The organism is Parafrankia sp. BMG5.11, assembly GCF_004337455.1.
The window spans coordinates 147,054-170,543 of sequence record NZ_SJXI01000035.1 but is presented as its reverse complement, the minus strand read 5'-3'; the positions used below and the strand labels follow the sequence as shown (position 1 = coordinate 170,543).

Below are 23,490 nucleotides of genomic sequence, written 5' to 3'. Positions count from 1 at the left end.
GGACCTTTTCCCGGCCGACGGCTGACGGCCATGCCGGAGCGACGGAGGCGGTTGCCTGAGGCAGCCCTGTCGGCTCGGCTGCCAGCCATGCAGGGCACCCCCGCTGGTCTTGGTGACCAGGCCGCCGGCGAGCGCGCTCCGGCCCGCTCGGCTCATCGGCTGGTGTCAGGCTTGTGAGAAGGAGCCCCAGGCGGAGGCCCCTGGAGCGTTCGGACCGGCGCCGGAACCCGGAACGTGGAGGGTTCGGGTCATGCCGGAACGCCAGGTCACGGCGACCGGTCCTCCTGCTGTGTGACGGGTTCGACGCCCCTGTGCCGCCCGCATGTCCATGGTCTCGGTGGCCCCAGTTAAATGGACGTCCTACTATCGGAGTGCCAACGACGGTCGTTGGTGTCCGCGTACCGTCCTCGGGAGCAAGCCACATGAGCGCAGCCACCGTGGTGGGCCAGGAGGCCCCCGCCCTGCACGTGCCCGTCTGGCCGGTGCGCGTCGTCACCGCGGCGTCGCTGTTCGACGGCCATGACGCGGCGATCAACATCATGCGCCGGATCCTGCAGGCCCAGGGAGCCGAGGTGATCCACCTCGGTCACGACCGGGGCGTCGACGAGATCGTGACGGCGGCGATCCAGGAGGACGCGCAGGCGGTCGCGATCTCGTCCTACCAGGGCGGTCACGTCGAGTACTTCACCTACCTGGTGGACCGGCTGCGGGAGCGGGGAGCCGGGCACATCGGTGTGTACGGCGGCGGCGGCGGGGTCATCGTGCCGGACGAGATCGCGCTACTGCACTCCCGCGGTGTCGCGAGGATCTTCTCCCCGGAGGATGGCCAGCGGCTCGGCCTGCACCTGATGGTCAACAGCATCGTCCGTGACGGGGACGTCGATCTCGCGGCGGGCCCGCCGGCGGTCGAGGCGGTGCGGGCCGGCGACGAGTCCGCGCTGGCCCGGGCGATCACCGTGCTCGAGGACGGCCGGAACCCGGCCCTGGCCGCAGCGCTGCGCGAGGCGGCCGAGCGCGGACCGGCCGTGCCGGTGCTCGGCATCACCGGTACCGGCGGGTCCGGGAAGTCGTCGCTCACGGACGAGGTGCTGCGCCGTTTCCGTCTCGACCAGGAAGACGGCCTGCGCATCGCCGTCCTCGCGGTCGACCCGACCCGGCGGCGTGGCGGCGGTGCGCTGCTCGGCGACCGGATCAGGATGAACGCGCTGGGAGCCGGCTTCCTCGGCGGTGAGCCCGACGGCGGCGGCCCGGCGGACGGCGGTCCGGCGGACGGCGGTCCGGCGAAGGGCCGCCAGGGGAACGGTGCCCAGGGGAGTGGCGTCCACGGGAGCGGGGTCTTCTTCCGCTCGCTGGCCACCCGCGGCGCGGGGCGCGAGCTGCCCGAGCACCTCGCCGACATCATCGCGGCCTGCAAGGCCGCCGGGTACGACCTGATCATCGTGGAGACTCCGGGCATCGGCCAGGGCGACGCGGCGATCGTGCCCTTCTGTGACGTCTCGATGTACGTGATGACCCCCGAGTACGGGGCCGCGTCCCAACTCGAGAAGATCGACATGCTCGACTTCGCGGATGTCGTGGCGGTCAACAAGTTCGAGCGCCGCGGAGCGGAGGACGCGCGGCGCGACGTCGCGCGTCAGATAGTGCGCAACCGGGAGGACTTCGGCGCTTCCTGGGAGGAGATGCCGGTGTTCGGCACCTCGGCCGCGCGGTTCAGCGACGACGGGGTGACCGCGCTCTACCAGTTCCTGCGCGACCTGCTGCGCGAGCGCGGGCTGCGCGTGGTCCCGGGCCGGCTGCCGGCGGTGGACGTCCGTGTCTCCTCGGGGCTGACGACGGTGGTGCCGCCGGCACGGGTCCGCTACCTCGCGGAGATCGCCGATGCGGTGCGCGGCTACCACGCGCACACCGAGGAGCTGTCCGAGCTCGCCCGCCGGCGCCAGCACCTGTCCACGGCGATCGCCGAGCTCGACGGCGCCCAGGCGGATCACGCGAGCTCGAATGGCGCCGGCGGTCCGGGTGACGCGCTGGCGCGGCTGCGGAGCCTCCGGAACGCGGCTGACGCGGCGCTGGACGCGCGGACCCGCGAGCTGCTCGACGGCTGGCCCGCCCTGGTCGCCGAGCGGTCCGGCGAGGAGATGGTCTACACGGTGCGCGACCGGGAGATCCGCACCCCGCTGCGGCGCACGACGCTGTCGGGTACCGCCGTCCCCCGGGTGGCGGTGCCGCGGATCGACGACGACGCCCGCCTCGTACGGTTCCTGCGGCGGGAGAACCTGCCGGGGCTCTTCCCGTTCACCGCGGGCGTGTTCCCGTACAAGCGGGCCGGTGAGGCGCCGGCGCGGATGTTCGCCGGCGAGGGCGACCCGTTCCGCACGAACCGGCGGTTCCACCTGCTCTCCGCCGACTCGCCGGCGACCCGGCTGAGTACAGCGTTCGACTCGGTCACGCTTTACGGGCGGGACCCGGGCCCCCGCCCGGACGTGTACGGAAAGATCGGGACGTCCGGGGTCTCCGTGGCGACGCTGGACGACATGAAGGCGCTTTACGCGGGATTCGACCTGTGCTCGCCGACGACGAGCGTCTCGATGACGATCAACGGCCCGGCCCCGGCGATTCTGGCGATGTTCCTCAACACCGCGATCGACCAGCGGCTCGAGCTGTTCCGGACGGAGAACGGGCGCGAGCCGTCGGCGGCCGAGACGGCCGAGGTGGCAGCCTGGGCGCTGGCGAACGTGCGCGGCACCGTGCAGGCGGACATCCTCAAGGAGGACCAGGGCCAGAACACCTGCATCTTCTCGACGGAGTTCGCCCTGCGCTGCATGGCGGACGTGCAGGAATGGTTCATCGACCACCGCGTCCGAAACTTCTACTCGGTTTCGATCTCCGGCTACCACATCGCGGAGGCCGGGGCGAACCCGATCAGTCAGCTCGCGTTCACGCTCGCCAACGGGTTCACCTACGTCGAGGCCTACCTGGCGCGCGGAATGCGGATCGACGACTTCGCGCCCAACCTGTCGTTCTTCTTCTCCAACGGCATGGACGCCGAGTACAGCGTGATCGGCCGGGTGGCCCGGCGGATCTGGGCGGTCGCGATGCGCGAGCGCTACGGCGCGGCGGAGCGCTCCCAGAAGCTCAAGTACCACGTGCAGACCTCGGGTCGGTCGCTGCACGCGCGGGAGATGAACTTCAACGACATCCGGACGACATTGCAGGCATTGTGCGCGATCTATGACAACTGCAACAGCCTGCACACCAACGCCTACGACGAGGCTGTGACGACGCCCACGGAGCAGTCCGTGCGGCGGGCGCTGGCCATCCAGATGATCATCGATCAGGAATGGGGGCTCGCCGGGAACGAGAACCCGCTGCAGGGCTCCTTCGTGATCGACGAGCTGACCGACCTCGTCGAGGAGGCGGTGCTGGCCGAGTTCGAGCGGATCTCCGAGCGGGGCGGTGTTCTCGGCGCGATGGAGACCGGTTACCAGCGCGGGCGCATCCAGGATGAGTCGATGCTCTACGAGCGGCGCAAGCACGACGGCTCCCTGCCGATCATCGGGGTGAACACCTTCATCGGGCCGGACGCCGACGACAAGGGAGCCGGTCCGCTGGAGCTCGCCCGGGCCACCGAGGAGGAGAAGCAGTCCCAGCTGCGGCGCCTGGCGGACTTCACCAGCCGTAACCGCGAGCCCGCCCAGCAGGCTCTCGAGCGGCTGCGGCAGGTCGCCGCGGCGGGCGGTAACACTTTCGAGGTGCTGATGGACGCCGTGCGGGTGTGTTCCCTGGGCCAGATCAGCGCGGCGTTCTTCGAGGTCGGCGGACAGTACAGGCGTAACATCTGATGACGTGACCGCGGGCCGGTGCCGGTGCGCGGGCAGCGGCGCGTCGAGCGTGTGCACCCACGCCACCTGGTTCGTCGATCATCAGGCGATCACCAGATGTCGGTCGGACGTCGATCCGGGCGTCGGCGGGGATGCGCACCTGGGCGCGCTGTGTGGCCTTCATGTTGCCGGCATCGCCAACGTTGCCAGCATCGCCGTTCCCGGATGCAACGGTCGTACGCCGGAATGGCTATTGTTGATGGCTCCGCTGTCGATGGTCTGCCGGCCCGACGATCCCGTCCTGGAGATATTGCACCCGTGTCACAGCCGAAACCGCTTCCGACCGACCCGATCGCGGAGGCGCACCGGCAGTGGACCGCCCACGGATGGGGGCCCGTCGCGGACGGCATGGCCGCCGTCACCTCGCTGATGCGCGCGCAGCAGATCCTGCTCGCCCGGGTCGACGAGGTCCTGCGGCCCCTCGATCTCACGTTCGCCCGCTACGAGCTGCTCATGCTCCTGCTGTTCAGCCGCAAGGGCTCGCTGCCGCTGAGCCGCATCGGGAGCCTGCTGCAGGTGCACCCGACCAGCGTCACCAGCGCCGTGGACAGGCTGGAGGCCCGCGGGCAGGTGCGCCGCCTGCCGCATCCGACGGATCGGCGCGCGATCCTCGCCGAGATCACTGAGGACGGGCGGGCGACGGCGCTCGCGGCCACCGAGAAGCTCAACGACACGGTGTTCGCCGACCCCGGGCTTCCTGACAGCGGTGTGCGGGACCTCGTCGAGCTGCTCACCGACCTGCGGCGCGGTGCCGGCGACTTCTGACCCGCCCGGACCCGGACCCGGGCCAGCCGGTGCCCCGGCCCGGTGCGCGGCCGGGTTCGGGCGGTCGTCCCGAGGCCGGGTGGGGCGCCCGAGTGGCAGCTACCCTCTACAGACGTGACCTACCTCGACCACGCGGCGACCACGCCGATGCGCCCGGAGGCCGTCGCGGCGTTCACCGCCGTGTTGACGGACGCCGGGAACGCCTCATCGCTGCACGCCGGCGGTCGGCGCGCCCGCCGGATCGTCGAGGAGTCGAGGGAGTCCCTGGCCGAGGTGCTGGGCGCGCGGCCGTCCGACCTGATCTTCACTGCGGGCGGCACGGAGAGCGACAATCTGGCGATCAAGGGGCTGTACTGGTCGCGCCGCGCCGCCGACCCGCGCCGGCGCCGGATCCTGGTCAGCGCGGTGGAGCACCCGGCGGTGCTGGACACCGCGTCCTGGCTGGCCCGGCGGCAGGGGGCGGTGCTGGAGACGCTGCCGGTGGACGAGACCGGCCTGGTCGCCCCCGAGGTGCTGCGCGCCGCGGTGGAGTCCGACCCGGCCTCGGTCGCGCTCGTCTCGGTGATGTGGGCGAACAGCGAGGTGGGCACCATCCAGCCGGTCGCCGAGCTGGCCCGGGTCGCCCACGCTCGCGACATCCCGTTCCACACCGACGCCGTCCAGGCGTTCGGGCAGATCGAGACGTCGTTCGCCGCCAGTGAGGCGGACGCGCTGACGATCAGCGCGCACAAGATCGGCGGCCCGGTGGGGGTGGGCGCGCTGCTCGTGCGGCGCGGGGTCGAGGTGGAGCCGCTGGCGCACGGCGGCGGGCAGGAGCGCGACGTCCGCTCCGGGACGCTCAACACCCCGGGAGTGGCCGCCTTCGCCGCGGCGGCGGCCGCCGTCACCGCGGAGCTGCCCGCCGAGCGGGTCCGGCTGGCCTCGCTGCGCGACGACCTCGTGCGCCGGGTGCTGGCCGAGGTGCCCGGGGCGACGCTCAACGGTGCCGCCCCCGGCGCCGGCCGGCTGCCCGGAAACGCACACCTGACCTTCCCCGGCTGCGAGGGCGACTCGCTGCTGATGCTGCTCGACGCGCACGGGGTGGAATGCTCGACGGGCTCGGCCTGCTCGGCGGGAGTGGCGCGGCCCTCGCACGTGTTGTTGGCGATGGGCGCCGGTGAGGCCCACGCCCGTGGGTCGCTGCGGTTCTCGCTCGGGCACGGCTCGTCGGCGGCGGACGTCGACGCGCTGGTCGCCGTGATCGGTCCGGTGGTGGCGCGTGCCAGCCGCGCCGGTGAGCTCGCGGGTCTGAGCGCGGGGTGAGTCGATGAGCCGGCGGCGGGAGCGCCCGCCGAGCCGGCGGTGTGGACGAGGGGTGGGATCGTGAGCCGGATGAGGGTGCTCGCGGCCATGTCGGGCGGCGTCGACTCGGCGGTGGCCGCCGCCAGGGCCGTCGACGCCGGCCATGACGTGACCGGCGTCCACCTGGCGCTGTCGCGCTCGCCCGCCTCGGACCGGGTCGGTGCCCGTGGGTGCTGCACGCTCGAGGACGCCCGCGACGCCCGCCGTGCCGCCGACGTGCTCGGCATCCCCTTCTACGTCTGGGATCTCGCGGAGCGTTTCGAGACCGAGGTCATCGACGAGTTCGTCGCCGACTACTCGGCCGGGCGCACGCCCAACCCCTGCGTGCGCTGCAACGAGCGCATCAAGTTCGCCGCGGTGCTGGAGAAGGCGCTCGCGCTCGGCTTCGACGCGGTCGTCACCGGGCACCACGCCCGGCTGGACGAGGACGGCACGCTGCGCCGCTCGGTGGACCCGGCGAAGGACCAGTCGTACGTGCTCGGCACCCTGCGGCCCGAGCAGCTCGCCGCGGCCCGGTTCCCGCTCGGCGACTCGACGAAGGCCCAGGTCCGCGAGGAGGCCGCGCGCCGTGGCCTCGCCGTCGCCGACAAGCCGGACAGCCACGACATCTGTTTTGTGGCCTCCGGGGACACCGGCGCCTGGCTGCGCGAGCGCCTGGGGCCGCGTCCGGGCCCGGTCGTCGACGCGGAGACCGGCGAGACCCTCGGCGAGCACGACGGGGCGTACGCCTTCACGGTCGGGCAGCGCCGGGGGCTCGGGCTGGGACGTCCCGCGCCGGACGGCCGCCCGCGCTACGTGCTGGAGATCTCCCCGGCGACGTCGACGGTGACCGTCGGCCCGTCCAGCGCGCTGGACATGCGCAGCCTGGTCGCGGAGCGGATGGTCTGGCCCCATGACGGGCCGGTGTCGTGCACCGCGCAGGTCCGGGCGCACGGCGGGGTGGTCCCCGCGGTGGTGACGGCCCGGGGCGACGAGCTCGACGTGCGGCTGGCGGAGCCGGTGCGCGGCACTGCGGCGGGCCAGGCCGTGGTCTTCTACGACGGCGACCGGGTGCTCGGCGGCGGGCGCATCCGCTCCCTGGCGGCCTGAGGCACCGGGCCCGCCCGAAGCCCGGCCGCCCGCCTGGCCGGAGTGGCTCGTGTGGCCTGCGGCGCGCCTTCGGTGATGCGCCGGGCGCGGTTGCCGCGTGCTGACGGGTCCTGCCAGCGAGTCATCCGAGGGGTTCCGCCGGCGGGTCGTTCCGACGGGTGATCCTGGTGGGTGATTCTGGCGAGTGATTCTGGTGGGTGTTGTTCGCCGGCCGTGGCCTGGGGTCGCGGCCGGAATCTAAGGAGTCGATGTGGTGATGACGTGGTCTGCCACTGAGCGGGGCGCGGGCCCGGAGCCGATCCGGGACGTGCCGGGGGAGGGTGTCTCACCGCTGGGCAGCGACGGGACCGCCGAGCGGGCGGGCATCCCCTGGCCGCCCGGGACAGCCTCCGGGATCGGGTCGCTGCCGGATCTCGACCCGGTCGAGGCCGCGCGGTACGTCCTGGGGGAGGTGCCGGACCTGCCGTTCCTGCCGGAGCTGCCGGGCCGCGGGGTCGGCGCCGACATCATCGGCCGTTCGTGCGCGCTGCTGGTGGACCTGCCGGTCGACTTCCAGCCGTCCGGGTGGCGGCTGGTGCCGCGGCCCGGCCTGGACCTGCGCCGGGCCCGTGACCTGCTCGCCCGGGATCTGGACGCGTTCACCGAGGCGGCCGCCGGCTACACCGGGCCGCTCAAGGTGTCGGCCGCGGGCCCCTGGACGCTGGCCGGCGGGGTCGAGCTGCCGCGCGGGCACAAGGCGCTCGCCGATCAGGGCGCGGCCCGGGACCTGGCGGAGGCGCTCGCCGAGGGGCTGGTCGCCCACCTGGCCGACCTGGGGCGACGGATTCCGGGTGCCCGGATGCTCGTCCAGCTCGACGAGCCGTCGCTGCCGGCTATGCTCGCCGGCCACATCCGCACTCCCAGCGGGTTCTCCGTCCTGCCCGCCGTAGAGGAGGGGCCGGCGACCGAGCGGCTGGCCGGCGTGCTGTCCGCGGTGACCGGGGCGGCGTCGGTCGCCGCGTCCGGCGTGCACTGCTGCGCGCCGGACGTGCCGCTCGACCTGCTGCGGCGGGCCGGCGCGCGGTTCGTCGGCCTCGACGCGACCCTGCTCACCCGGGCGCAGGACGACGCGGTCGGCGAGGCGGTCGAGGCGGGCGTCGGCCTGATGTTCGGCCTGGTGCCGACGGACGGCGCCGGGAACCTGTCGGACCCCCGTCGTACGGTCGCGGTGGCGGTCGACCTGTGGCGTCGGCTGGGGTTCGCTCCGGAACTACTCGGGGAGGTGGTGGCCGTGACACCGACGTGTGGTCTGGCCAATGCCAGGGTGGGTGACGCGCGCGCCGCGCTGCGGCACTGCCGTGAGGCGGCGCGGGTCCTGGTGGAATCTCCACAGTGAGCGTGGACGAGCGCGGCCTGGCTGCCGACGAGCGTGGCCTGGCCGCTGACGAGGTTGGTCTGGCCGCCGACGAGCGTGGCCGGGCCGCCGAGCTGGCCCGCGAGCTGGAGGAACACGCCTACCGCTACTACGTGCTCGACAAGCCGACCGTCGCCGACGCCGAGTACGACGCGCTTATGCGCGAGCTGGAGGCGATCGAGGAGCGGCACCCCGAGCTGCGCACCCCGGACTCGCCGACCCAGAAGGTCGCCGGCTCCTACTCGACGCTGTTCACCCCGGTCGAGCACCTGGAACGGCTGCTGTCACTCGACAACGTCTTCACCGACGAGGAGTTCCACGCCTGGGCGGCGCGCGCCGCGCGGGAGCAGCCCGTCACGGCGTGGCTGTGTGAGCTGAAGATCGACGGGCTGGCGGTCGACCTCGTCTACGAGGGCGGCCGGCTCGTCCGCGCGGCCACCCGCGGTGACGGTCGCACGGGGGAGGACATCACGCCCAACGTGCGGACCCTGGCGAGCGTGCCGTCCCGGCTGTGCGGCCCGGCCGTGCCGGAGCTGCTCGAGGTGCGCGGCGAGGTGTTCTTCCCGACCGAGCGGTTCACCGAGCTCAACGCCGCGCTGGTTGAGGCGGGGAAGGCACCGTTCGCCAACCCGCGCAACGCCGCCGCCGGGTCGCTGCGCCAGAAGGACCCCCGGGTCACCGCCAGCCGTCCGCTCGACATGATCGTGCACGGCCTCGGCGCCCACCAGGGCTTCGACGTGGCGTCCCAGTCGGGCGCGTACGCGCGGTTCGCCGAGCTGGGGCTGCCGGTCTCCGCCCGTCACGAGGTGATGGCCTCGGTGGAGGACGTGCTCGCCTTCGTCCGGCGCTGGGGCGAGCACCGCCACGACGTCGAGCACGAGATCGACGGGGTCGTCGTGAAGGTCGACGACTTCGGCCAGCAGCGTCGCCTCGGCGCCACCTCGAAGGCCCCCCGCTGGGCGGTCGCGTTCAAGTACCCGCCGGAGGAGGTCACCACCCGGCTGCGCGACATCCAGGTGAACGTCGGCCGCACCGGCCGGGTGACCCCGTTCGGGGTGCTCGAGCCGGTGAAGGTGGCGGGGTCGACGGTGGCGATGGCCACCCTCCACAACATCGACGAGGTGGGTCGCAAAGGCGTCCTGATCGGCGACACCGTGGTGCTGCGCAAGGCCGGTGACGTCATCCCCGAGATCGTCAGCCCGGTCGTCGACCTGCGTGACGGTTCCGAGCGCGCGTTCGTGATGCCCACGCACTGCCCGGAGTGCGGCACCGAGCTGGTCCGCCCCGAGGGCGAGGTCGACATCCGCTGCCCGAACACCGTCTCGTGCCCGGCGCAGCTGCGGGAGTCGGTGTTCCACCTGGCGTCGCGCGGCGCGCTCGACATCGACGGGCTCGGTTACGAGACGGCGACGGTCCTGCTCGCGGAGGGCCGGATCCACGACATCGGCGACGTCTTCCACCTGGCCCCGGAGTCCTTCGAGGGGCTGCGTGGCTTCGCCGACAAGAAGATCGAGCAGATCCTGCGCGGCCTGGAGGCGGCTCGTGACCGCCCGCTGTGGCGGTTGCTGGTCGGGCTGTCGATCCGTCACGTCGGGCCGACGGCCGCCCGCGGGCTGGCCCGGGAGCTGCGTTCCCTCGACGCGATCGCGACGGCGCCCGCCGAGCGGCTCGCGGCCGTCGACGGCGTCGGGCCGAAGATCGCCGACGCGGTGGTCGACTGGTTCGCCGACCCGCGGCACCGCGACATCGTCGCCCGGATCGCCTCGGGCGGGGTCCGCCTGGCCGACGAGGGCGCCGGCGAGGGCCCCGGGCCGCTGGACGGCGTCGCGGTGGTCATCACCGGCACCCTGGACGGCTGGAGTCGGGACACGGCGACCGAGGCGGTGCAGTCCCGCGGCGGCAAGGTGACGGGCTCGGTGAGCAAGAAGACGACGTTCGTCGTCGCCGGCGCCGATCCCGGGGCGTCGAAGTACGACAAGGCCCGCACCCTGAAGATCCCGCTCCTGGACGAAGCCGGATTCGCCGTGCTTCTCCGTGACGGAGCGGATGCGGCTAGGGCACTCGCCGTGCTCGAGGAGGTCGACGGGTAACCTTCGCATCCTGGCAGCGAAAGGTTCATTACGGTGAGCACTCATATGTTCCGTCATGTTCTCGTCGGTGTGGCCGGGCGTCGGTGCGCCCGTCCCCGACGCGTCGAGGGATCGACGCGGGGCCGTTCCGGTCGCCGCTGATGCGCGCCCCGCGAGCCGGCGGCGTGCCGCCGGAGCCAGGGGCCGGGTGGGGGGCCGCGGTCGGCGCGGCGGGATGCCTGACGGCCGCGGTGGTCGCCGTCGCCGGGGGCTGGCGCGGTGCCTTCGACAACCTGGGCGTGGCCTTCGTGCTGATCGCCGGGCTCGCCCTTCTCGTCGGGTCGCAGCCGGTGCCCGTCGGTGGGACCTGGCCGGGCGCCTTCGGGCCGGCCGGTCTGCCGGCGGGCGCGCTGGGTGCCCGGCGCCGAGCGGGCGGGCCGGGCGCCGGCGGCAGTGATCTCACGATGACCTTCCTGTTCGCGCTCCTGCTCGGTTGGGGAACGCCGCCCGCGCTGGCGGCGCACCTGGTCGTCGGCGTCCTGCTGGAGCTCGTGCGGGGCGCGCGCCCGCGGTGGGTGATGGTGGTCGTCGGGCGCCGCTCGCTGGCGCTGTGCGCGGCGGGAGCCGTGGTGGCCGCGTACGGCCTCGGAGCCGATCTCGGGGCCGGGGATCTGCCCGAGGTCGCGCTCGCCGGCCTCGCGCTGTTCGCCGTCGACGACCTGCTCGGCCTGCCTACGCACCCGCGCGGGCCGGCGGCCGTCGGCGGCGCGGCCGGCCGTGGCGGGGGCCGTGCCCACGCCGGGTACCGGGCTCCCCTCGCCGACCTGCGGCGCCGGGTGGCGGGCGGGGTGGCGACGCTGTCCCTCGCGCCGCTGGTGGTGGTCGCCGCAGCGCGAAGCGCCTGGCTGGTGCCGCTGCTGCTGCCGGCGCTGCTGGTGGTGGCCCGGGTCGGTGAGGTCTCCCGGCAGAAGGAGCACGAGGCCCGCCACGACGGGCTCACCGGGCTGCCGAACCGGGCGGAGCTCGCCGAGCGCGCGGCCGCCAGCTTCCGCGCGGCCGAGCGGACCGGCTGCCGGGTCGGCCTGCTGCTGCTCGACCTGGACCGGTTCAAGGAGGTCAACGACCGGCTGGGGCACGAGGTCGGCGACCGGCTGCTGGTCGTCGCCGCGGCCCGGCTCACCGCCGCGCTGCGCCCCGGTGACGTCGTCGCGCGGCTGGGCGGCGACGAGTTCGCCGTCCTGCTGCCCGCGCTGCCGGCCGGCGAGGCGGGCCGGACGGTGGTCGGGGAGGTGGCCGGGCGCGTCCGAGGCGTGCTGCGTGCCCCGTACGAGATCGACGGGCAGTTCTGCGACGTCGACGCGAGCGTCGGGGTCGCGCTCTACCCGGACCACGGCGGCGACCTTCCCGCGCTGTCGCGGTGCGCCGACCTCGCCATGTACACCGCGAAGGAGCACCACCTCGGCGTCCAGGCCTACGGGCCGCGTGACGCCAGCCGTGCCCGGCTACGGGCCCGGACGACCGCCGAACTCGGCTACGCCCTGGAGCACGGGCAGCTCGAGGTGCACTACCAGCCGCAGGCGGAGATCGCCGACGGGCGGGTGCGGCGGGTCGAGGCGCTGCTGCGCTGGCGGCACCCCAGCCGGGGGCTGCTGCTGCCGGGAGTCTTCGTCCCGCTCGCCGAGTCCGCCGGCCTGATCCGCCCGATCACGTCGTGGGTGATGGGCCGCGCGCTCGCGCAGGTCGCCCGGTGGAACGCGGCGGGGATCCCGGTGGCGGTCGCGCTGAACGCGTCCGCGCGTGACCTGCGCGACCCCGGCTTCGTCGGCTCGGTCGCGGCCGCGCTGGCCGAGACCGGCCTGCCGGCCACGGCGCTGACCTTCGAGGTCACCGAGGGCGCCGTCACCGCGGACGGTGACGAGCCGGCCGGGGCGCTGCGCGACCTGGCGGACCTCGGTGTGCGGGTCAGCCTGGACGACTTCGGCACCGGCCGGGTCTCCCTCGACGCGCTGCGGCGCCTGCCGTTCGAGGAGATCAAGATCGACCGGACCGTGATCGGCCGGATGGCGGGCGCCGACCGCGACGCCGACTTCGTCCGCGCGGTCGTTCGGATGGCCGCGGACCTGGGGCTGCGGGTCGTCGCCGAGGGCGTGGAGACTCCCGTCGAATGGCGCCGGCTGGCCGGCTTCGGCGCGGACGCGGCCCAGGGGTGGCACGTGGCGCCCGCGCTGCCCGCGGTGCTGCTCACCCCGTGGCTCGCCGCCGCGTCGGCGGAAACGGCCGCGCCGCCGCGGTCGGCAGCCGCGGTCAGCGGCGCGCAGCCGTGCTCAGCGGCCGGGGCCGGCCGTGCGGGCGAGGGTGGCGGCGATGCCGGCCAGGTGCGCGAGCCGGGCCACCTCGGAGGAGCGGAACGCGGGGCCTCCCGGCCGGCCGACCAGGACGGCCAGCCGTTCGTGCCCGACCGGGGCCGCGGCGAGCTCCATGTTGACCGCCTCCCAGCGGGCCGGGAACTCGCCGTCGTCCGGCACGACGCGCCGCGCCGCGCGCAGCGGCAGCCAGGGCAGCGGGAGGCGCACCCGCTCCGGAACGCCGAGGTCGTCGCCGCCCAGGCTCGGCGCGCCCACCGAGGCCTCCCGGACCCGGACGTCGCCCGGCCCCAGGTACTCGAGCAGCAGCGTCCAGTCGGCGTGGAAGACCCCGGCGACCAGGTCGGTCAGCACGGCCACGGCGTCGGCGGGGCGTTCGGCGAGCGCGTCGACGAGCTCGAGGTCCTCGCTGATCCCGGCGCCGTCGGCCTGGTAGGGCCGCAGCGACTCGACTGAGACCCCGGGCACGGAGTGGGCCGCGGTGAACAGCCGCTCGGCCAGGCCGCCCGGGGGCAGGAGCACGATCAGGTCGTCGACCGCCCCGGCCGGTGTGTGCTCCACCACGGTGAGGCTGACGATGTCGATGCCGGCGGCACCGAGTGCCGTGGCCACCGCTCCCAGCACACCGGGATGATCGGGAAGCAGGAGCCGGAGCAGGTACGACATGTGGTTGAGCATGCGCAAGGGGCGTGACGGAACGGTGGCCGCCGGGTCACGCCCGCGTGTCGCGCCGCCCTACCGACGCCCGCCGCGCCCATGCCGTGTCGCCAACCGCCACGGATGAGTCGGGGTGGGGTGGTGGGCCGTACGATGTGGGGAACGCCGACGTTGTGTTCGCCGGCATGTCACCGCCGGCAGCAACCGGCGCGGCAGTCGTCCGGCGCCCAGCCGGCCGGGCCGCGGTCAGGGTCGCCGGTAGCGGCCTGCCGCCGGTCGTGGCCACCACCGGGCCACCACCCGCACGACGGCGCGCGACGACCTGACCGATCTCGGGCCTGTGCCCACCGCCCACGAGGGGTCCACCGGAATGGCGATCACCCGGGACGAGGTAGCCAACCTCGCCCGCCTGTCGCGGATGTCCCTGTCCGACGCCGAGCTCGACGCGCTCGCGCCGCAGCTCGAGGCGATCCTCGGCGCCGTCGCGCGGGTCTCCGAGGTCGCGGCCGCGGACATCCCGCCGACCTCGCACGCCGTGCCGCTGACCAATGTCTTCCGCGCGGACGTGACCCGCCCGTCGCTGCCGGTCGCCGACGTCCTCGCCGGTGCGCCCGCCGCCGAGGAGGGCCGGTTCCGGGTGCCGCGCATTCTCGATCCGGACGAGTGAGGGGCACCAGGCCGCACATGACCGACGTTTCCAGCACCTCAACGCCTGCCGCCGCGGCTGCCGCCGGCGCGGGCGCCCCCCGCCGCACGGACGACGTCGTCCGGCTGACCGCCGCCGAGACGGCGGCCGCGATCGCCGCGGGCGAGCTGTCCGCGCAGGACGCGACCCTCGCCGCGCTCGACCGCATCGCCAAGGTCGACGAGGCCGTCCACGCCTTCCTGCATGTTGACGCCGAGGGCGCGCTCGCCGCCGCCCGCGCGATCGACGCCCGCCGCGCCGCCGGGGAGAAGCTCGGCCCGCTCGCCGGCGTCCCGCTCGCGCTCAAGGACGTGCTCACCGCGCGGGGCATGCCGACGACCTGCGGCAGCCGCATCCTGGAGGGCTGGCGGCCGCCGTACGACGCGACCGTGGTCTCCCGGTTGCGCGCCGCCGACGTGGTCATCCTCGGCAAGGTCAACATGGACGAGTTCGCGATGGGCTCATCCACCGAGAACTCGGCGTACGGGCCGACCCGCAACCCGTGGGATCTCACCCGCATCCCCGGCGGTAGCAGCGGTGGCAGCGCGGCGGCGGTCGCCGCCTTCGAAGCGCCGCTGTCCATCGGCACCGACACCGGCGGGTCCATCCGCCAGCCGGCAGCGGTGTGCGGGCTGGTGGGGGTCAAGCCGACCTACGGCGGGGTGAGCCGCTACGGCCTGGTCGCGTTCTCCAGCTCGCTCGACCAGGCCGGGCCGCTGGCCCGCACCGTCGGCGACGCCGCCCTGCTGCACTCCGCGATCGCCGGGCACGACCCGCTGGACAGCACCAGCGTCGACCTGCCGGTGCCGCCGGTGGTCGAGGCCGCCGCGCGCCGCGACATCCGCGGCCTGCGGGTGGGCGTGGTGCGCGAGCTCTCCGGTGAGGGCTACGACCCGGGTGTGCAGGCGGCGTTCGACGCGGCGGTCCAGGAGCTGGCCGGTCTCGGCGCCGAGGTCGTGGAGGTGAGCTGCCCGCACTTCACCTACGCGCTGGCGGCGTACTACCTGATCGCGCCGAGCGAGTGCTCGTCCAACCTGGCCCGGTTCGACGCGATGCGGTTCGGGCTGCGCGCCGGGGACGACGGCCGGGCCGGTGCCGAGGAGGTCATGAGCCACACCCGCGACGTCGGCTTCGGTGCCGAGGTCAAGCGGCGGGTCATGCTCGGCACGTACGCGCTGTCCTCGGGCTACTACGACGCCTACTACGGGCAGGCGCAGAAGGTCCGGACGCTGATCAGCCGCGACTTCGCCGCCGCCTACGAGAAGGCCGACGTGCTGGTCTCGCCGACCACGCCGACGCCGGCCTTCCCGCTCGGCGACAAGGTGGACGACCCGGTGTCGATGTACCTGTCGGACCTGTGCACGATCCCGTCCAACCTGGCGGGCGGGCCGGCGATGAGCCTGCCGGCCGGCCTGGTGGGCGGGCTGCCCGCCGGCATCCAGATCATGGCCCCGGCGTTCGCGGACGACCGGCTCTACCTGGTCGGCGGAGCGCTCGAGGCCGCCCTGGAGGCGCGCCGCGGACATCCGCTGCTGGACGAGGCACCCGCGCTCTAGCACCGGCACCGGGAAGCCGGGGAAGCCGGGAAGCCGGGGAAGGTCGGGAAAGTAAGGACGAGGAGGGACATGGCCGGGCTGCGCAGCGGCCGGCAGGACCGCGCACTGCTGCTGATCGTCTGGGGGCTCACGCTCCTGGTGCTCGTCCTCGGCGGCCTGACGCTGAGCCCGATCCTGCTGGTCTGGGGGATCATCGGGCTGCCCGCCGCGATCGCGCTGAGTTACGTCCACGTCCGTGACACCCGCTCCGCTCCCCGCCCGCCCGCCGCGGGTGAGGAAGACGGCGTCGACGGCATCGAAGAGGAGTCATCCCGGTGAGCACATCGGCTCCCGTCATCGCCACCCCGTCCTACGAGGACGCCACCGCCCGGTACGAGTCGGTGATCGGGCTGGAGACCCACGTCGAGCTCGGCACCGCGTCCAAGATGTTCTGCGGGTGCGCGACCGCCTTCGGCGCGGAGCCGAACACCCAGGTGTGCCCGGTCTGCCTGGGCCTGCCCGGCGCGCTGCCCGTGGTCAACGAGGCCGCGGTGCGTTTCGCGACGCTGATCGGGCTGGCGCTGAACTGTTCGATCGCGTCCTGGTGCCGGTTCGCCCGGAAGAACTACTTCTACCCGGACATGCCGAAGAACTTCCAGATCAGCCAGTACGACGAGCCACTGTGCTCGAACGGCTGGCTCGACGTCGAGGTCGAGGGCGAGATCCACCGGGTCGGGATCACCCGGGTGCACATGGAGGAGGACACCGGCAAGTCCCTGCACGTCGGCGGGGCGACCGGTCGGATCCACGGGGCGACCCACTCGCTGGTCGACTACAACCGCGCCGGCATCCCGCTGGTCGAGATCGTCACCGAGCCCGACATCCGCTCGCCGGAGGTCGCCCGCGCCTACGTCGACGAGCTGCGTGAGCTGTGCCGCGCGCTGGCCGTCTCGGACGTCCGGATGGACCAGGGCTCGCTGCGCTGCGACGCGAACGTCTCGCTGCGGCTGCGGCCCGCGCCCGGTGAGCCCGACGCGCCGTTCGGCACCCGGTCGGAGACGAAGAACCTGAACTCGCTGCGCTCGGTCGAGCGGGCGGTGCGGTTCGAGATCGTCCGGCAGGCCGCGCTGCTGGACGCGGGCGACCGGGTCGTGCAGGAGACCCGGCACTTCGACGAGGCCTCCGGGCGGACGTCGTCGGGCCGGTCCAAGGAGGAGGCGACCGACTACCGGTACTTCCCCGAGCCGGACCTGACGCCCCTCGCGCTCACGCACGAGTACATCGAGGCCGTTCGCGCGGTGGTGCCGGAGCTGCCGGCGCAGCGGCGCGTCCGGCTCATCGCCGAGCACGGGTACACGGTGCGCGACATCCAGGAGATGCGCAACGCCGGGGTGCTCGACCTGGTCGAGGCGACGGTGGCCGCCGGGGCCAGCCCGCCCGCGGCCCGCAAGTGGTGGCTCAACGAGCTCGCCCGGCGCGCGGCGGACGCCGGGGTCGAGCCGCGCGAGCTGGCGATCGGCCCGGCTGACGTGGCGCGGATCTGCGAGCTGGTCGCGGCCGGGCAGCTCACCGACGCGCTCGGGCGCAAGGTCATCGACGGGGTGCTCGCCGGTGACGGCTCCGCCGACGAGGTCATCGCCGCCCGTGGCCTGGCCGTGGTCTCCGATGACTCGGCGCTGCGCGACGCGGTCGACACGGCGATCGCCGGCGCGCCCGACATCGCAGAGAAGGTGCGGGGCGGCAAGGTGAACGCCGTCGGCCCGCTGGTCGGCGCGGTCATGAAGGCGATGCGCGGCCAGGCCGACGCCGCGGCCGTCCGCCGCCTGCTGCTGGAGCGCCTCGAGGCCTCCTGACACATCCGGGGCGGCGTCCGGGGCGGCGACGTGGGCCACATCACTGGTTCCGTTCTCGCTCCGGGCCCGGGGCGGCCGGTGTGCGACGATCGTCAGTGATGCAATCGACCACGCCGGGCCGGATGCCGGCGACCACACAGGGGCGGCTGCTCGCCACCAGCGACATCCACGTCCGCCACCCCGACAACCGGGCGATCGTCGAGGCGATGCGCCCGGGCCGCCCCGACGACTGGCTGCTCGTCGTCGGCGACGTCGGGGAGCTCTACGAGGACGTCGAATGGGCGCTGCGGCTGCTCGCCGACCGCTTCGCGCAGGTCGTGTGGGTACCGGGCAACCACGAGCTGTGGACGCTGGGGCGGGACCAGACGTCGCTGCGCGGCGAGGCGCGCTACCGGCGCCTGGTCGACCTGTGCGCCGGGCTCGGCGTGCTCACCCCGGAGGACCCCTACCCACTGTGGACGGGTCAGGGCGGCCCGGCGCGCATCGTGCCGATGTTCCTGCTCTACGACTACACGTTCCGGCCCGAGGGCACCTCGACCAAGCAGGAGGCGCTCGCCGCCGCCTACGAGGCCGGCATCGTGTGCTCGGACGAGTCGGTCCTCTTCCCCGACCCGTACCCGACCCGGGACGACTGGTGCCGGGCCCGGGTCGAGCTGACCCGGCGGCGGCTCGACGCGTGCCCGCGCGACGTCCCGCTCGTTCTCGTGAACCACTTCCCGCTGGTGCGGGAGCCGACCAGGATCCTGCGTTACCCGGTGTTCGCCCAGTGGTGCGGCACCGAGCTGACCGCGGACTGGCACACCCGCTACAACGTCGCCGCCGTGGTCTACGGGCACCTGCACATTCCGCGGACGACCTGGTACGACGGGGTGCGGTTCGAGGAGGTCTCGGTCGGCTACCCGCGCGAGTGGCGGTCCTGGCCGGCCCGTCGGCCGGTGCTGCGCCAGATCCTGCCGGCGCCGACGGGCGAGCCGGTGCCCCCGTGGGGGGCGCCCCGGGACGAGTCCGCCGCCGCGGCGATCCGGTCCGGGCTGGCAACGGATCGGGTGGATTAAGCCGAACGTCCGGTCGGTCGGCGTGGTCCTCCGTGTTACCACCATCAGTGCATCCGCGTGTCGGCTTGCCGACGAGCGACGGCGCGTCGGATGCGGAGCGGGTTAGCCGTTCGTAGGGTGTGGTCGGGCCGCACGGTCCTGTCAGGCGGTTCTCCGAGCGAGGGGGGAGGCGAGCCGTCGTGCCTCTCACCCCGACGGGGTTCAGCCCGTCCATGTCACGCCGCCGAGGCCGGGGCCGCGGCCGGCGTAACGTACTCATCGTCGCGCTCGTTGTGGTCCTGCTGGCGGTCGGCGGCGGGGTGGCCTACTGGTTGAAGTCCCGCTCCGACGCGCGTGAGGCCGACCGCCGGGTGGCCGCGGTCGCCCACGCCTACCTGGACGCCTGGAAGACGCTGACGACCGCGCCGGCCGCCGAGGAACCGGCGGCGGGTGACCCGGGCGGCGGCACCGCGGGCGCGCCGGCGACGGCCGCACCGGCAGCATCGGCCGCGCCGGCAGCTGCCGGGCAGGTCCGGGAGCGGGCGGGCGCCGCCGTGACGGCCCTCAGCACCGACGGCGACATCGCGGTCGGTGCCCTTGTCGGGCTGATGGGCGACGTGCGCGACCGGCTCTCGGTGACCGGGGCCGAGCTCGTCCCCGGCGAGCTGACCCGGTCGGGCACGAGCGCCACCGTCCCGTACACCGCGAAGCTGACGCTCGCCGGTTTCGCCGAGCCGCTGGCCTACGTGGGTGAGCTGGCCCTCGTCGACACCGGCGGCGGGCAGTGGAAGGTGCGGGCCCGGCCGTCCTCGGTGCACCCGTCCCTCAAGCCCGGCCTGCGCCTCGACCGCGCCGTGTCCACCGGCGAGCGCGGCGCCCTGCTCGACGTCAACGGGCGGCCGCTGGACGGCAGCCCCGAGCTCGCCGGGAACCTCGTCGGCCGGGTCGATCCGGCGTCCGGCCTGCAGCGGGTGTACGACGCCAGGCTGCGGCCGCAGGGCGGCTCGGTGGTGGTGCGCACCGACGGCAACGAGACCGTCGAGACCCTCAAGACCTACCCGAGCAGCAACGGCGAGGAGATCCGCACCACCATCAACCTGGACGTCCAGCGCGCGGGGGAGGCGGCGCTGGGGACCGCGTCGCGCCCCAACGGGGCCCTCGTCGCGATCGACACCCGTACCGGCGGGGTGCTGGCGGCGGTGAACCACCCGCTCAACGGCTACGGCCGGGCGGTGCGCGGCTCCTACCCGCCGGGCTCCACCTTCAAGATCGTGACGGCTACCGCGGCGCTGATGAGCGGCAAGGCCGCCGACACCATGATCGACTGTACGCAGACGGTGAGCGTCGGCGGGCGCGAGTTCCAGAACGCCGAGGCGGAGCAGTTCGGGGCCATCCCGCTGCGGACGGTCTTCGCCAAGAGCTGCAACACCGCCTTCATCCGGCTCGAGCAGTCGCTGCCCGACGACGCGCTCGAGCGGGCCGCGAAGCTCTACGGGTTCGACAGCTCCGAGCCGTTGCCGATCGCCAGCGTGGGCGGCTCGTTCCCGACCCCGCGCGACGCCGTCGAGTCGGCGTCCGCCTCGATCGGGCAGGGGCGGGTGGCCGCGTCGCCGCTGCAGATGGCGAGCGTCGCCGCGGCGGTGGCCAGCGGCACCTGGCATCAGCCGTTCGTCGTCGGAGAGTCCCCGCGCAGCAACCCCCTCCCGGCCGAGGCACTGGGGCCGCTGCGGGACTTCATGCGCGCGGTGGTCACCGAGGGGACCGCGGCCGGCGTCCCGATGCCCGGCGACGTCCACGGCAAGACGGGCACGGCCGAGTACGCCGACGGCAACCCGCCGCCCACGCACGGCTGGTTCGTCGCCTACCGCGGCGACGTCGCCGTCGCGGTGGTGATCGAGGACGGCGGGTTCGGCGCCGAGTCGGCCGCGCCGGTGGTGTCGGCGTTCTACACCGCCCTCGACGGCGGCCAGGTCGGCGGCCCGCCCGCCGCGGCCGGCTGATCGGTTCCCTGCCACCCCGCCGGCATCGACCGGACCATGATCACACGGCCGTCGCCGGCGGGGTGGCGCATGCTTGTCTGGCGTCCCGGCGGGCGGCGCGGCGACTGTCGTCGCGGTGTCGGTGTTGTGGTCTGTCTCTCCGGACGCGACGTGGTGCTTGACGCGGTGGCGGATGTCGGGGATGGTTATCCGCATGCTGCTCGGCATTCTCGTACGCTCGGAGCGCGTGTAGTCGGACCAGATCGGTCTCCGACCACCCGCGCCGCCCCTCAGTGCCCATGGCACGAGGGGTTTTTTCGTGTCCGGCCCCGACCCCGGCCCCGCGTGACGCCGTTCCCGGACACGGGCACGGCGGCAACGCCGCGCACGGCGGCAACGCCGCGCACGGCGACCACCCGTCGCCGTCCGTGGACCCGCCCGTGAACGACGTCCCGTCCGCACCTCGCCGGCCCCGTCAAGGAAGACGACAGATGACCAGAGAGACCAGACAGATCACCGGAGCGCAGTCGCTCGTCCACTCGCTCGAGGCGGTCGGTGCCGACGTGGTCTTCGGCATTCCGGGCGGGGCGATCCTGCCCGCCTACGATCCGCTGTTCGACTCCACCCGGGTCCGGCACGTGCTCGTCCGGCACGAGCAGGGCGCCGGGCACGCCGCCGAGGGGTATGCCCAGGCCACCGGGCGTGTCGGGGTCTGCATGGCGACGTCCGGGCCGGGCGCGACGAACCTCGTGACACCGATCGCGGACGCCTACATGGACTCGGTGCCCATCGTCGCCATCACCGGGCAGGTGCCGAGCGCGGCCATCGGCACCGACGCCTTCCAGGAAGCCGACATCTGCGGCATCACGCTGCCGATCACCAAGCACAACTTCCTGGTGCAGTCGGCGGACGACATCCCGCGCACGATCGCCGAGGCGTTCCACATCGCCTCGACGGGGCGCCCGGGCCCGGTGCTGGTCGACCTGCCGAAGGACATCCTGCAGGGCGTCACCTCGGTGCTGCCGCACGAGGTGTGGCCGCCCACGCTCGACCTGCCCGGCTACCGCCCGGTCACCCGGCCGCACGCCAAGCAGGTCCGCGAGGCGGCCAAGATGATCAGTGCGGCGCGCCGGCCGGTGCTCTACGTGGGCGGTGGGGTGCTGAAGGCCCGTGCCGCCGCCGAGCTGCGGGTGCTCGCCGAGCTCACCGGCATCCCGGTGGTCACCACGCTGATGGCGCGCGGCGCGTTCCCCGACTCCCACCCGCAGCACCTGGGCATGCCCGGGATGCACGGCTCCGTCGCCGCGGTCACCGCGATGCAGAAGGCCGACCTGCTGATCACCCTGGGGGCCAGGTTCGACGACCGGGTCACCGGCAAGCTGTCGTCGTTCGCGCCCGGCGCGGCCGTCATCCACGCCGACATCGACCCGGCCGAGATCGGCAAGAACCGGATCGCCGACGTGCCGATCGTGGGCGACTGCCGGGAGGTCATCGCCGACCTGACCGCGGCACTGCGCACCGAGGAACGCCCCGACCTGGAGGGCTGGTGGCGGTCGCTGGACCGCTGGCGCAAGACCTACCCGCTCGGCTACGACCAGCCCGCCGACGGCTCGCTCGCCCCGCAGCAGGTCATCGAGCGGATCGGCCGGATCGCCGGCCCGGAGACCGTTTTCGCGGCCGGGGTGGGGCAGCACCAGATGTGGGCCGCCCAGTTCATCTCCTACGAGCACCCCTACACCTGGCTGAACTCCGGCGGCGCCGGCACCATGGGCTACGCCGTGCCGGCCGCGATGGGCGCCAAGGTCGGCCGCCCGGAGGCCACCGTGTGGGCGATCGACGGCGACGGCTGCTTCCAGATGACCAACCAGGAGCTCGCCACCTGCGCCCTGGAGGGCATCCCGATCAAGGTCGCGGTCATCAACAACGGTTCGCTGGGCATGGTCCGGCAGTGGCAGACGCTCTTCTACGACAAGCGCTACTCGAACACCGACCTGGGCACCCACCCGGTGTCGGCGCGCACCGGGGTGACCCGGGTCCCCGACTTCGTGCGCCTCGCCGAGGCCCTGGGCTGCGTCGGCCTGCGCTGTGAGTCGCCCGCGGACGTGGACGCCACGATCGAGAAGGCGATGAGCATCGACGACGCCCCGGTTGTGGTCGACTTCGTGGTCCACCCCGACGCGATGGTGTGGCCGATGGTGGCCGCCGGCTCGAGCAACGACGAGATCCGCGTCGCCCGCGACATCGCCCCCGACTTCGACTACTCCGGCGACGCGGAGGTCAACCTGTGACCCGGCACACTCTCTCGGTGCTCGTCGAGAACAAGCCCGGCGTCCTGGCCCGGGTGTCCGGCCTGTTCTCCCGGCGCGGCTTCAACATCGAGTCGCTCGCCGTCGGGCCGACCGAGCACGCGGACGTCTCCCGGATGACGATCGTCGTCGCGGTGGAGGACCTGCCGCTGGAGCAGGTCACCAAGCAGCTCAACAAGCTGGTGAACGTGCTGAAGATCGTGGAGATGGACACGGCCGTCTCCGTGCAGCGCGAGCTGATGCTGGTCAAGGTGCGGGCCGACCTCTCGGTCCGCTCCCAGGTGCTCGAGACCGTGCAGCTCTTCCGGGCCAAGGTCGTGGACGTCGCCCCCGACGCGGTGACGATCGAGGCCACCGGTACCCGTGACAAGCTGGACGCGCTCATCCGCATGCTGGAGCCCTTCGGGATCCGCGAGCTGGTCCAGTCCGGCATGGTCGCGCTCGGCCGCGGGTCGCGGTCGATCACCGATCGCAGTCTGCGCGCCGTCGAGCGCTCGGCCTGACTCCCATCCCTCATTCACCCCTCATTTCCCTCGAGGAGAT

Annotated in this window: 15 protein-coding genes and 1 pseudogene; 15 read left to right on the top strand and 1 reads right to left on the bottom strand. The window is 73.7% G+C overall.

Going from position 1 to position 23,490, the window contains the following annotated elements; all coding sequences use genetic code 11:
- The first annotated feature begins 422 nt into the window (after positions 1–422).
- The 7 genes and pseudogenes from E0504_RS23890 to E0504_RS53535 form a co-directional block, all read left to right on the top strand.
- On the top strand, positions 423–3,839 hold the full coding sequence (locus E0504_RS23890) for a methylmalonyl-CoA mutase family protein (protein WP_131625910.1): 3,417 nt from the start codon (positions 423–425) through the stop codon (positions 3,837–3,839).
- A gap of 297 nt (positions 3,840–4,136) precedes the next feature.
- Positions 4,137–4,643 (top strand): MarR family winged helix-turn-helix transcriptional regulator, encoded by a 507-nt coding sequence (locus E0504_RS23885; protein WP_071060699.1) that lies wholly within the window; start codon positions 4,137–4,139, stop codon positions 4,641–4,643.
- A gap of 114 nt (positions 4,644–4,757) precedes the next feature.
- The gene (locus E0504_RS23880; protein ID WP_071060697.1) at positions 4,758–5,945 is read left to right on the top strand and encodes a cysteine desulfurase family protein; all 1,188 of its coding nucleotides are present in this window, start codon (positions 4,758–4,760) and stop codon (positions 5,943–5,945) included.
- A 69-nt stretch (positions 5,946–6,014) separates the two neighbouring features.
- The gene (gene mnmA / locus E0504_RS23875) at positions 6,015–7,073 is read left to right on the top strand and encodes a tRNA 2-thiouridine(34) synthase MnmA (RefSeq protein WP_071060695.1); all 1,059 of its coding nucleotides are present in this window, start codon (positions 6,015–6,017) and stop codon (positions 7,071–7,073) included.
- 256 nt (positions 7,074–7,329) lie between these two features.
- Positions 7,330–8,448 (top strand): methionine synthase, encoded by a 1,119-nt coding sequence (locus E0504_RS23870; protein ID WP_112107625.1) that lies wholly within the window; start codon positions 7,330–7,332, stop codon positions 8,446–8,448.
- Positions 8,445–10,556: an NAD-dependent DNA ligase LigA gene (gene ligA / locus E0504_RS23865; RefSeq protein WP_112107619.1), complete on the top strand. Its 2,112-nt coding sequence runs from the start codon at positions 8,445–8,447 to the stop codon at positions 10,554–10,556. The genes E0504_RS23870 and ligA overlap by 4 nt, the downstream gene beginning before the upstream one ends.
- Positions 10,557–10,696: 140 nt before the next feature.
- Positions 10,697–12,697, top strand: a pseudogene (locus E0504_RS53535) (putative bifunctional diguanylate cyclase/phosphodiesterase); the annotation flags it as partial.
- Positions 12,698–12,859: 162 nt separating this feature from the next.
- Here E0504_RS53535 and E0504_RS54315 read toward each other — a convergent pair.
- Positions 12,860–13,576 (bottom strand): ACT domain-containing protein, encoded by a 717-nt coding sequence (locus tag E0504_RS54315; protein ID WP_112107621.1) that lies wholly within the window; start codon positions 13,574–13,576, stop codon positions 12,860–12,862.
- A gap of 349 nt (positions 13,577–13,925) precedes the next feature.
- Between E0504_RS54315 and gatC the strand changes: the two genes are divergently transcribed.
- The 8 genes from gatC to ilvN all read left to right on the top strand — a co-directional run bounded on the left by gatC (position 13,926) and on the right by ilvN (position 23,450).
- Entirely contained in the window at positions 13,926–14,222 is a 297-nt protein-coding gene (gene gatC / locus E0504_RS23850) for an Asp-tRNA(Asn)/Glu-tRNA(Gln) amidotransferase subunit GatC (protein WP_020458721.1), read from the top strand.
- 17 nt (positions 14,223–14,239) lie between these two features.
- The gene (gene gatA / locus E0504_RS23845; RefSeq protein ID WP_235014283.1) at positions 14,240–15,796 is read left to right on the top strand and encodes an Asp-tRNA(Asn)/Glu-tRNA(Gln) amidotransferase subunit GatA; all 1,557 of its coding nucleotides are present in this window, start codon (positions 14,240–14,242) and stop codon (positions 15,794–15,796) included.
- Positions 15,797–15,865: 69 nt separating this feature from the next.
- Positions 15,866–16,114: a hypothetical protein gene (locus tag E0504_RS23840; protein WP_112107622.1), complete on the top strand. Its 249-nt coding sequence runs from the start codon at positions 15,866–15,868 to the stop codon at positions 16,112–16,114.
- Positions 16,111–17,628, top strand: a complete 1,518-nt coding sequence (gene gatB / locus E0504_RS23835; RefSeq protein WP_112107623.1) for an Asp-tRNA(Asn)/Glu-tRNA(Gln) amidotransferase subunit GatB — start codon at positions 16,111–16,113, stop codon at positions 17,626–17,628. The genes E0504_RS23840 and gatB overlap by 4 nt, the downstream gene beginning before the upstream one ends.
- Positions 17,629–17,726: 98 nt before the next feature.
- The gene (locus tag E0504_RS23830) at positions 17,727–18,683 is read left to right on the top strand and encodes a metallophosphoesterase (RefSeq protein WP_373693931.1); all 957 of its coding nucleotides are present in this window, start codon (positions 17,727–17,729) and stop codon (positions 18,681–18,683) included.
- 212 nt (positions 18,684–18,895) lie between these two features.
- Positions 18,896–20,662, top strand: a complete 1,767-nt coding sequence (locus E0504_RS23825; protein ID WP_243657596.1) for a penicillin-binding transpeptidase domain-containing protein — start codon at positions 18,896–18,898, stop codon at positions 20,660–20,662.
- A gap of 419 nt (positions 20,663–21,081) precedes the next feature.
- Positions 21,082–22,929 carry an acetolactate synthase large subunit gene (locus E0504_RS23820; RefSeq protein ID WP_373693929.1) on the top strand — a complete coding sequence of 616 codons (1,848 nt, stop codon included), beginning with the start codon at positions 21,082–21,084 and terminating at the stop codon, positions 22,927–22,929.
- Positions 22,926–23,450, top strand: coding sequence for an acetolactate synthase small subunit (ilvN, locus tag E0504_RS23815; RefSeq protein ID WP_020458728.1), 525 nt, complete (start codon positions 22,926–22,928; stop codon positions 23,448–23,450). Before E0504_RS23820 ends, ilvN begins: the two co-directional genes overlap by 4 nt.
- Positions 23,451–23,490: the final 40 nt, after the last annotated feature.